The sequence below is a fragment of the Candidatus Didemnitutus sp. genome (assembly GCA_019634575.1).
Taxonomy (GTDB): domain Bacteria; phylum Verrucomicrobiota; class Verrucomicrobiia; order Opitutales; family Opitutaceae; genus Didemnitutus.
This window is the reverse complement of sequence record JAHCAY010000001.1, coordinates 3,458,640-3,469,130: the sequence shown is the minus strand read 5'-3', so window position 1 is coordinate 3,469,130 and position 10,491 is coordinate 3,458,640. Positions and strand designations below refer to the sequence as shown.

Sequence of the window (10,491 nt, the reverse complement as noted above, 5' to 3'; positions counted from 1 at the left end):
GCGGAAGATTTCCGCTAAAGCATCGCAAAAATACTCGGCGCCCTCCGCGCCGCGCTCAACGCCGGCGCAGCCGGATCGTCTCGCCGAAACGCTCGGAGCGCGCGTCGAATCCGGTTTCGAGCAGGCGGATGAAGCCCTCGACGTTGTCCGAGCGCAGGGAGGCGCTCACCTCGACCTCGGCCAGCTCGGCATCGGCGACGACGAGGTGCACCGAGGGATTGTGGCGGTTGAACTCGGCCACGACGCTCCGCAGCGGCGTGGCGGTGAAGTCGAGGATGCGTGGCTGCCACGCGAGCAACTGCTCCGCCTCGTCCGTCGTCACCGCCTTCACCTCGACCGAACGCGCGCTGGCGAGCGGAACGATCGTGCGGTGTCCCTGCGCGAGGGCCGGCACCACCGTCGTGCGGCCGCCCTCGCGCGCGGGCGACGCCTGATCGACGCGCACCTTGCCATCGGTGACGAGCACCTCGACCGACTGACGGCCGAGCCGGACATTGAACGCCGTGCCGACCGCGCAAACCTCGATGCCGCGCGCGGAGACGACGAAGGGCCGCGCGGGATTCTTCGCCACCGTGAAATGCGCCTCGCCGCGCTCGAGCTGCACGCGCCGCTCCGCCGCCGTGAATCGCACCGAGACCACCGCGCCGCGATTCAGCTCGACCACCGATCCATCGGGCAGCGTCTGCGATTCGATCATCGCGATCGGCGCGGCCGCCTCCTCCGCGCCGCGTGACGGCGTGGACAGTCGCGGCCACGCCACGAACGCGGCCAGGACCACTGCCGCGGCGAGCCCGAGCCAAGGCAGCACCCGACGGCGAAACTCGTGCGAGCGAACAACCGGCCCCGCCGGCGCGAGCAGGTCGGGGTTCGGCCGCGCGCCGTGCTCCGGCCGCCATTGGCCGAGAAGGTCGAGCCGCGACCAGTTCTGCCGGTGTCGCCGCAGCGCCGCGCCGTGCCGCGGATCGGCCGCGAGCCATTGCAGAAAGCCGTCCTGCTCCGCCGGCGTGAGTCCGCGATCCTCGCACAGGACCCAATGGGCTGCCTGGTCGTCGATCGACGAAGTGGAAAATGCACCCGGGTCGGTCATCGGTGGGAAGGCGGCAGGCCGTGCCGCGTGAAAAATTCGCCGAGCTTGCGCAGCGCGATGGTGCCTTGCGCCTCGACGGTGTGTTCCGAAATACCCATCTCGGCCGCGACCTCGCGCTGCGAGAGACCGTAGATCTTCCGCAGCGTCAGGATCTGACGGCAGCGGGCGGGCAGCGACTGGATGGCCGCGGTCAAGAGTTCGAGTTCCTGGGAGCGCGCCACCTCGGCGGCAACGTCCGCTCCTTCATCCAGGATGCCGTCGAAGGCGTTTTCCGCCAAACCGCCGATGCGCGCGACCTGCCGGTGCCGCATTTGCATGAGCACGATGTTGCGCGCCGTCACGAACAACAGCGCCTTCGGCGAACGCACCTCGCCGTTCGCCCGCGCCCGTAGCACGCGCACGAACGCCTCCTGAATCACGTCGTCCACCTCGGAGGCGATGTGAAACTGCGAACGCAGCCACGCCCGCAGCATCGGCTCGTGGGGCTGGAGCTCGGTCGCAAACCACTGCGCTTCTTCGGGACACTGCGGGGGCACGGCTGACGGGGATCTTGTCCACACGTGACTCCGCCGCTCGCGGCAAGCGAGGCGAAACCGGGAAGCACGGCTCGCGTGAAGGGGAAATTTTGCAGCGCAGAAATTTCTTTAGCGGAAGTCGCCGCATCGCGCATCTAAAGGCAATTCCCGCCCCGCGGCGCCGGAGCGGCAATATTGCGACGAGCGGCCGCGTTGTGCGGGAGGCGTGCGAAGCGGACCGGCTCCCCCGCCCCGAAGAAAGCACAGAGCATCCGTTGCCCGGCCCGGCGTCGAGCGACCTCCGGAAACGAGGCCCGCCGGCCGGATTGCTCCGGCCGGCGGGTAGCCGTTTCACTGCCGCCTCCACGCCAGCGGCCGGCGAACGCGGCTAAAGGGTCACACCGTCCTTGAAGATCGCGATCTCGCGGAAGCCGTTCACTTCGTTCCGCGCGAGCTTGCCGCTCGCGGCGGCGACGACGAGCGCGAGCAGCTCGTCCGCGGCAGCTTCCATCGCGAGGCCGTCGATGATGCGGCCGGCGTCGAAGTCGATCCAGCCGGCCTTGCGCGTCGCGAGGTCGGAGTTCGAGGCGATCTTCAGCGTCGGCACCGGGCCGCCGAGCGGCGTGCCGCGTCCGGTGGTGAAGAGCGCAAGGTGCGCGCCCGAGGCGGCGAGCGCCGTGAGCGAGACGATGTCGTTGCCCGGACCGGTGAGAAAATTCAGGCCCGGCTTCGCGAGGCGGCCGGCATACGGCAGCACGGCGACGACTTCGGACGTGCCGCCTTTTTGGAGGCAGCCGAGCGATTTTTCCTCGAGCGTCGTGATGCCGCCGTCCTTGTTGCCCGGCGACGGGTTCTCGTAGACGACCTGGTTGTAGCGGAGGAAGTATTCCTTGAAGCCGTTGATCATGCCGACGCAGTCGTCGAACACCGCGCGGCTGGCGCAGCGATTGAGGAACAGCGCCTCGGCGCCGAACATCTCGGGCACTTCGGTGAGCACGGTGGTGCCGCCGGCGGCGACGAGCCGATCGGAAAATGCGCCGACGACGGGATTCGCCGTGAGTCCGGAAAAACCGTCGGAGCCGCCGCACTTCAGGCCGACGCGCAGGCGCGCGAGCGGGTGCGGCGTGCGTCGGAACTGCGCGGCGTAGGCGGCGAGTTCGCCTAGAAGCTTCGCGCCCTCGGCCATTTCGTCGGGCGATTCCTGCACCGAGAGAAACCGATAGCGCTCGCTCGCGCCGTCGGCCACGCCGAGCAGCTTGCGGAAGCTCGGCATGGTGTTGTTTTCGCAACCGAGACCGATGACGAGCACCGCGCCGGCGTTCGGGTGCATCGCGAGCCCGGCGAGGATCTGCTGCGTCGACGCGTGATCGGTGCCGAGTTGCGAGCAGCCGTGCGGATGCGAGAACGCGTGCACGCCGTCGATGCCGGCGGGGAGGCCCGCGGCGCGGAGGTTGCGCGCGAGCGCTTGCGCGACCTCGTTGACGCAGCCGACGGTCGGGATGATCCAGAGTTCGTTGCGGACGCCGACATCGCCATTCGGGCGCGCGTAGCCGAGGAACGTGCGGCCCTCGACGCGCGGGAGCGGCGCGGGTGCTTGCGGCGCGTAGGTGTAGTCGAGCACGCCGTCGAGATTGGTGCGGACGTTGTGCGTGTGCACCCAGCCGCCGGCCGGCACGTCGACCGTAGCGGAACCGATGGGCTGGCCGAACTTCCGGACAGGGTCGCCGGCGCGGAGCGCAACGCGCGCGAATTTGTGGCCGCACGGAATGTCCGTCGCGAGCGTTACCGACGCACCGCCCGCTTCGACCGTCGTGCCCGCCGCGAGGCGGCGGAGCGCGATGGCGACGTTGTCGGCCGGATGGATGAGGAGCACGCCGGAGTTCATGGGATCGGGTTCAGGAGCGCGGGGTTTCGAGGACGAGCTTCTTCAACGTTTCGCGCATGCCGAGCGTCGCGATGCGCTCGAGGGAGATCGACACCGCGAAGGCCAGGCCGGGCACCTCGTTGAGATCGCGGCCCCAGAACTGGGTTTGCGCGAGCGCGTTCTTGGTGAGCTGGAAGCGGTCGCCCGTCTCCTCGACGAGGCCCCACTCGCGCGCGAAGAAATCGAGCACTGCCTCGTCGTCGCGGATCGGATACTTCTCGTCGCCGCGGCGGCCGAACATGCGGCCGTCGGGCTCGCGGTGACCGCGGTAGAACCACAGCAATGCCGCGAGCGAGAACGCCAGCAGCGGTGGCACGGCGCGGCGCGCGGCGACGGCATCGAGCAGCGAGGGCAGCACGCGCACCTTCCACTTCGAAACGGAGTTCAGCGAAATGGAAAGCAGTTCGTGGCGCACGAAGGGATTGCGGAAGCGCTCGAGCACGGCCTCGGCGTAGGCGCGACGCTCCTCGGCGGGTTGCGCGAGGCAGGGCACGATCTCGTCGAACACGAGCCGGTAGACGAACGCGGCGGTGAGTTCGTCGTCCATCATCTCCTTCACCGTCGTGGCGCCGGCGGCGTAGGCGGCGAGCACGGAGCCGGTGTGCGCGCCGTTCAGCACCCGAACCTTGCGGCTGCGGTAGGGCGTGAGGTCGTCGGTCCACACGACGTTCAGCCCGGCGCGCGCGAACGGCAGCTCCTGCTCGATCTCGCGCGGGCCTTCGATCACCCAGAGGTGGAAATGCTCCGAGGCGACGATGAGGTTGTCCTGGTAGGAAAATTTCTTCGCGAGGTCGGCGGCCTCGGCCTTCGGGTAACCGGGCACGATGCGGTCGACGAGCGTGTTGAGAAAGACGTTGGACTCGCCGACCCATTTGACGAACTCCGCGGAAAGGCCCCACGCCTGCGCATGCTTCAACACGCATTCGCGGAGCTGCGTGCCGTTCTTCTCGATCAACTCGCAGGGCACGAAAACCAGCCCGCGCTCCGGGTGACCGCGCACGGCGCGGAAGCGGGCGTGGAGCAGCGACGCGATCTTGGCCGGGAACGACTCGGGGCATTTCGTCGGTTCGAGCGGCTCGGCGGAATACGCGATGCCGGCCTCGGTCGTGTTGGAGAGGACGAAGCGCAGGTCGTTGCTCTCGAAGGTGGCGACGAGCTCCGCCCAGCTTGCATAGGGATCGAGCGCGCGGCGGACCGCGGTGACGACGCGCGGCGACTCGACGACCTGGCCGTTCTCGGTGCCGCGCACGAGCACGGTGTAGAGTCCGTCCTGGGCGTTGAGCTGCGCGGCGAGACCCTGGCGGATCGGCTGCACGACGAGCACCTGGCTCTGGAGGAGACCGCGGCTGTTGAGCTCGTCGATCATCCAGTCGGCGAACGCACGCAGGAAGTTGCCCTCGCCGAATTGCACGATGCGCTCGGGGAAAGTCGCGAGCGGGCCGCAGGCGAGGCCGGCCGGCAGCGCGGAAGTCTTGGTGATGAGGGAGCGAGAGAGGGTCGTCATAGTTGCGGCCGCGAGCGCCGCACGCCCACTACGAACAAACCGGCCGCGCGCGACGATGCGCCGCGCTGTCATCGCGCATGGTTTCAACGGCCCGCGCGCGAAACGGCGGCGATGCTAATGACTCGCGTCATGACGAGCGAATCACAAGCGATGCAAAGCGAGCGCCGCACGCCCGCGCTATGTTGGTTTCTTTTGTCGGTGGACGCCGGGCTGCGTCCGCGGTGGGGGTGAAGCACAACCAACCTGAGCGTCGCGCCGGCGAGGCGAATCGGCTTCTAACCTATCTTGACGCACGAGCGGGTGGGCGGTTGGCGCATGGCCTGCTCAGGCAGCGGCGATGCCCACACGTCAGCCCTATCCCCGCACACCGTATCGCTTCGCCATCGCGGCCGCCTCACTCGCTGCCGCGATGTTTCTCCAGGCCCAGGAGGCCCCAGCCGACGCCACCGCCGACAAGGAGGTCGTCAAGCTCGACGAGTTCCAAGTCAACGACGTCCCCATCGCCAAACAGATCCTGCCCACGGCGCGCCCCTTCAACTCCGTCTTCGGCACCGACGACAACATCGTGGATGTGCCGCGCAACGTCACCATCATCTCCCGCCAGCAGCTCAGCGACATCAACATCTCCAGTGTGCTCGACTTCACCAAGCTGACCTCGAGCGCCTACACCACGACCAACTTCGGCGCCCCCGCCAATCCCTCCATCCGCGGCCAGACCGCCGACCTCTTCATCAACGGCGTCCGCGGCCGCATCACCTCCAACGGCAACGGCCTCCCGCTGAACTTCAACTCCGTCGAGTCCGTCAACATCGTCAAAGGCCCTGCCACCGCCGTCCAAGGCACCTCGATGTATGTCGGCGGCTTCGTCGACCTCGTGACCAAGCGCCCCTACTTCGACGGCTTCAAGGGCACCGCCAGCGTCACCATCGGCTCCTATTCGCAAAAGGAGTGGACCATCGACGTCGGCGGCCCGATCTCGTCCAAGGCCGCCTACCGCCTCAGCTACTCCGGCCAGGACAGCAAGGGCTATTGGCACAATTACTATAACAAGAACAACTCGCTCTACGGCGCCCTCACCCTCCGCCCCTCCACCGGCTACGAGATCTTCTTCAGCGGCAGCGTCTCGCTCTACAAATACACCGAAAACTGGGGCCTCAACCGCGTCACCCAAGACCTCATCGACAACGGCCGCTACCTCACCGGCGTGAACAGCAACCCCGCGCCCGACTTCGGCGCGTATCCCTTCGGCTACGCCGACGCCTCCGGCAACCCCATCTCCTTCGGCAACGTCGCCACCGTCGGCGGCACCGCCGCCCCCGTCTCCGACCCGCAGAACTCCCGCTGGGTCACCTCCGGCTACCCCGCCGGCAACCGCGTCGTCTTCGGCCCCACCGTCGAGATCAGCCGCCACGCCCGCCTCCTCCGCCCCGGCGACCACTCCACCGGCCGCGAATACAACTTCCAAGCCATCCAGACCAAGACCGTCAGCCCGACCTTCAAGATCGTGAACAACACCTACTGGAGCTACACCAAGCGCGACACGCTCAGCTCCTACTACTACTCCGAAGTCATCGATCCCTCCTGGTTCGCCGAGAACCGCACCGAGTTCATCGTCACCGAAAAGGATTGGACGCTCAACGCCGGCCTCGACCTCCGCTACCAGCGCACCAAGGCCTACGACGACTACTTCTTCGAGCCCGCCAACGTCTGGGACCTCACCAAGGATCTCAGCTACGTCAACGTCTACAACTCGATGAACTTCCCCAATCCCTTCACCTCGCTCCCGATCCCCGGCTGGCCCGGCCGCTACGCCACCGACGGCATCTCGAACGGCGACACCAACGACTCCAAGGGCAGCACCGCCGGCCTTTTCGCGCAGGGCAACTACAAGCTCACCGACAAACTCAGCCTCATCGCCGGCGGCCGCGCCGACCGCTTCCACGCCTGGGTCCGCGAGCCCCTCCTCGCCTCGCACCCCACCGCATCGATCACCGTCTGGGTGCCCAACTACAACGCCAGCCTCGTCTACAAGCCCACGACCGCCTCCAGCCTCTACGCCACCTACAACTACTCGAAGAACACCTCCGGCGCCGTCGGCAACGGCGGCGGCATCACCGGCTGGAACGCCGCCGGCACCGCCCTCTTCAAGGACAACTTCCTCCAACCGAGCGAGCTCATCGAAGTCGGCACCAAATACGCCCTCTACCAGAACAAGCTCTTCCTGAACTTCGCCCTCTTCGACCAGACCCGCACCTTCAAGAGCACCAGCTCCACCATCATCCAGAAATTCCATTCGAAGGGCTTCGAAGCCGAGCTGAACTACCAGCCCAGCAAACGCCTCTACGCCACCGTCTCCTATTCCTACATCGTCGCCGTCACCTCCGCCGGCTTCCAGTCCGACGGCGGCGTCGGCCAGTTCTACGCCGCGAAAAACGACGACGGTCGCGTCTCCGGCCTGCCCAAGCACCTCTTCAACGCGCTCGCTTCCTACGCCCTCACCCCGCAATGGACCGTGAACGCCAACGCCCTCGTCACCGGCTCGATGATCAACAACTTCGCCGGCACCCTCAAAATCCCGACCCAATACTCGATCGACGCCGGCGTCGCCTACAACACCAAGACCTGGGGCGCCCGCCTCGCCATCAGCAATATCACTGACGAGAAAAACTGGGGACCGCCCAACGCCGTCTACGGCAACGCCTCAATCCTGACCCTGCCCGGCACGCAGCTCCAGCTCACGTTGAAAAAGAACTTCTGAGTCCCGCTCTTTCCCGCGAGGCCGGCCGTCGCACCCACGCCTGCGACGGCCGGCCTTTTTTCACCCACCGCGCAGGCAGCGAGCTTGCTCGCGCCTCGCTCACCGCACCAGCACGCGCTCTTCGGTAGCGGCGGCCTATGACCGCCGACCCCGCTTGCCCTCTTCCATATCCTCCACTCGCGCACCAACCGTTTTTCCTCTGTGGTCTCTGCGCCCTCTGTGTTTCAACCGAGCCAACCCACGCTCCCACTTCCCGCCATGCTCCTCCGCCGCATTCCCTCGCTCGCCCGCCTCGCCTTCGCGCTCTCCCTCGTTCTCGCGCTCCACGCCCTCGCCGCGCCGCTCGGCCCGCTCGTGATCCAGACCGACTTCGGCACCAAGGACGGCGCCGTCGCCGCCATGAAGGGCGTGGCCGTCTCCGTCGATCCCACGCTTCACCTCTTCGACCTCAGCCACGAGAACACGCCCTACGACATCTGGGAAGCCGCCTACCGCCTCAAGCAAACCGCGCCCTACTGGCCCGCCGGCACCGTCTTCGTCTCCGTCATCGATCCCGGCGTCGGCACCGCCCGCGCCTCCGTTGTCCTCCAAACCAAATCCGGCCACTACTTCGTCACCCCCGACAACGGCACCCTCTCCCTCGTCGCCGAGGAACTCGGCATCGCCGCCGTCCGCCGCATCGACGAACACGTCAACCGCCGCGCCGGCTCCGAAAAGAGCTACACCTTCCACGGCCGCGACGTCTATGCCTACGTCGGCGCGCGCCTCGCCTCCGGCGCGATCACCTTCGAGCAAGTCGGCCCGCTCCTCGCCCCCGAAGTCGTCCGCCTCCCCTACACTCCCGCCGCGCGCGACGGCGACGCCCTCGTCGGCACGATCCCGCTCATCGATTTCCACTACGGCAACGTCTGGACCAACATCCCCGACACGCTCTTCGAGGGCCTCACGCCCGCGCCGCGCTTCGGCGACACCTTCACCGTCGTCATCAGCCACGAAGGCCGCGAAGTCTGGCGCGGCGTGCTACCCTACGTCCGCACCTTCGGCGATGTCCCCGAAGGCGCGCCGCTGCTCTACCTGAACAGCCTGCTCAACGTCTCCTTCGCGCTCAACATGGGCAACTTCTCCCAAGCCCACGGCCTCGCCTCCGGCGGCACCTGGACCGTCCGCGTCACCCGCTCACCGGTCACGAAGCCACGGTCTTGAAATGTAGGGGCGCAGTCTTGCTGCGCCCTTCGTCAATCGCGGCATCATCCCCGGGCGCAGCAAGACTGCGCCCCTACGGCTAAGACCGTGTGTCGTCTTCGCCTTTCCTCCAATCAGCGAACTCGCTCGCGCCCCACCTCTGCGCCTCAGCCGCCGAACGGCCAAAGGTGGAAAAATTGCGCGAAGAACACCGCCGCGAGCACGTAGCCGAGCGGCGTCAACTTCTTCGGCTCGCCGAGGCCCACCGCGAGCAGCGCCGCCGCCATCAGTCCCACGCCGATGCCTTCCGCGATGCTGAACGTCAGCGGCACCGCCAAAAGCGTGAGCACCGCCGGCATCGCCACCTTGAAGTCGTGCATGTCGATCTCGGTGATCGATTGCATCATGAACACGCCCACGATCACCAACGCCGGCGCCGTCGCCACCGCCGGCACCATCAGGATCAACGGCGTGAAAAACAGCGCGCCCAACATCAGCCCCGCCGTCGTCAGCGACGTCAGCCCCGTGCGTCCGCCCGCCTCCACGCCCGACGCCGACTCGATGTAGCTCACCACCGTCGAGGTGCCGAAAATCGCGCTGAGCAGCGTCGCCACCGAATCCGCCACCAGCGCGCGTCCTGCGCCGGGCAGCGTGCCGTCCGGTCGGAGCAGCCCCGCGCGCTTCGTCACGCCGATCAGCGTGCCGATGTTGTCGAACATATCCACCAGCAGCAGCGTCAGGATGATCGGCAGCGCCAGCATCAGCGCCTTGCCGTCCGTCAGAAATCCGAAGGTCAGTTTCATGAACACCGGCGACGGCGACGCCGGCAATCCCACGAAATGATCCGGCACCGCCGTCACCATTTTCCCGCCCGCGCCCGGCACGAACAGCCCGATGACCGTCACCGCCGCGATGCTGAGAAAAATCGCCCCCGTCACCCGTCGCGCCACGAGCACCGCCGTCAACAGGATGCCGAAGAGGCACAGCGCCACCGGCCCCGATGCGAAATCGCCGTGCGAGACGAACGTCGCCGGATGCGCCACGATCACCCCGCCGTTTTTCAAGCCGATGAACGCGATGAAGAGTCCGATGCCGCACGTCACCGCGATTTTCAGCGAATGCGGGATCGAGTGGATGATTTTCTCCCGCACGCCGGTGACCGACAGCGCGAGGAACACCACGCCGTTCACGAACACCATGCCCAGCGCCTCCGTCCACGGCACGCCCTTGCCCAGCACGATCGTGAACGTGAAGAACGCGTTGATGCCCATGCCCGGCGCCAGCGCGATCGGGTAGTTCGTCAGCAGCGCCATCAACGCCGTCGCCAGCGCTGCCGTGAGCGCGGTCACCGTGACGAGCGCGGCCTTGTCCATGCCCGTGGCGGACAGGATCGAGGGATTCACCGCGAGGATGTAGGCCATCGCGGCGAAGGTCGTCAGGCCAGCCTGCATCTCGCGGGCGGCAGTCGTGCCGTTCTCGTCGAGGCGGAACAGGCGTTGGAACAGCGTCATTCGGGCCAGC

At 67.2% G+C, this 10,491-nt stretch carries 7 protein-coding genes; 2 read left to right on the top strand and 5 right to left on the bottom strand.

Features of this window, described 5'->3' with window-relative positions:
* Window positions 1-55: 55 nt before the first annotated feature.
* The 4 genes from KF715_14450 to KF715_14435 all read right to left on the bottom strand — a co-directional run bounded on the left by KF715_14450 (window position 56) and on the right by KF715_14435 (window position 5,030).
* A complete protein-coding gene (locus tag KF715_14450) occupies window positions 56-1,087 on the bottom strand; it encodes a FecR domain-containing protein (GenBank protein ID MBX3737893.1) in 1,032 nt (343 codons plus the stop codon).
* The gene (locus KF715_14445) at window positions 1,084-1,623 is read right to left on the bottom strand and encodes an RNA polymerase sigma factor (protein MBX3737892.1); all 540 of its coding nucleotides are present in this window, start codon (window positions 1,621-1,623) and stop codon (window positions 1,084-1,086) included. The genes KF715_14450 and KF715_14445 overlap by 4 nt, the downstream gene beginning before the upstream one ends.
* A 367-nt stretch (window positions 1,624-1,990) precedes the next feature.
* Window positions 1,991-3,487: an altronate dehydratase gene (locus KF715_14440; GenBank protein ID MBX3737891.1), complete on the bottom strand. Its 1,497-nt coding sequence runs from the start codon at window positions 3,485-3,487 to the stop codon at window positions 1,991-1,993.
* Between the two features lie 10 nt (window positions 3,488-3,497).
* Window positions 3,498-5,030, bottom strand: a complete 1,533-nt coding sequence (locus KF715_14435; GenBank protein MBX3737890.1) for a tagaturonate reductase — start codon at window positions 5,028-5,030, stop codon at window positions 3,498-3,500.
* Between the two features lie 337 nt (window positions 5,031-5,367).
* Between KF715_14435 and KF715_14430 the strand changes: the two genes are divergently transcribed.
* Window positions 5,368-7,788, top strand: a complete 2,421-nt coding sequence (locus KF715_14430) for a TonB-dependent receptor (protein MBX3737889.1) — start codon at window positions 5,368-5,370, stop codon at window positions 7,786-7,788.
* A 258-nt stretch (window positions 7,789-8,046) separates the two neighbouring features.
* Entirely contained in the window at window positions 8,047-8,991 is a 945-nt protein-coding gene (locus tag KF715_14425) for an S-adenosyl-l-methionine hydroxide adenosyltransferase family protein (protein ID MBX3737888.1), read from the top strand.
* Between the two features lie 146 nt (window positions 8,992-9,137).
* On the opposite strand, the gene KF715_14420 is transcribed toward KF715_14425, so the two are convergent.
* On the bottom strand, window positions 9,138-10,475 hold the full coding sequence (locus KF715_14420) for an NCS2 family permease (protein MBX3737887.1): 1,338 nt from the start codon (window positions 10,473-10,475) through the stop codon (window positions 9,138-9,140).
* Window positions 10,476-10,491: the final 16 nt, after the last annotated feature.

Bases quoted from the DNA above. Each gene is read 5' to 3' on its own strand.
- KF715_14425 (MBX3737888.1), top strand. From the start codon at position 8,047: ATGCTCCTCCGCCGCATTCCCTCGCTCGCCCGCCTCGCCTTCGCGCTC.
- KF715_14450 (MBX3737893.1), bottom strand. From the start codon at position 1,087: ATGACCGACCCGGGTGCATTTTCCACTTCGTCGATCGACGACCAGGCA.
- KF715_14440 (MBX3737891.1), bottom strand. From the start codon at position 3,487: ATGAACTCCGGCGTGCTCCTCATCCATCCGGCCGACAACGTCGCCATC.
- KF715_14435 (MBX3737890.1), bottom strand. From the start codon at position 5,030: ATGACGACCCTCTCTCGCTCCCTCATCACCAAGACTTCCGCGCTGCCG.
- KF715_14430 (MBX3737889.1), top strand. From the start codon at position 5,368: ATGCCCACACGTCAGCCCTATCCCCGCACACCGTATCGCTTCGCCATC.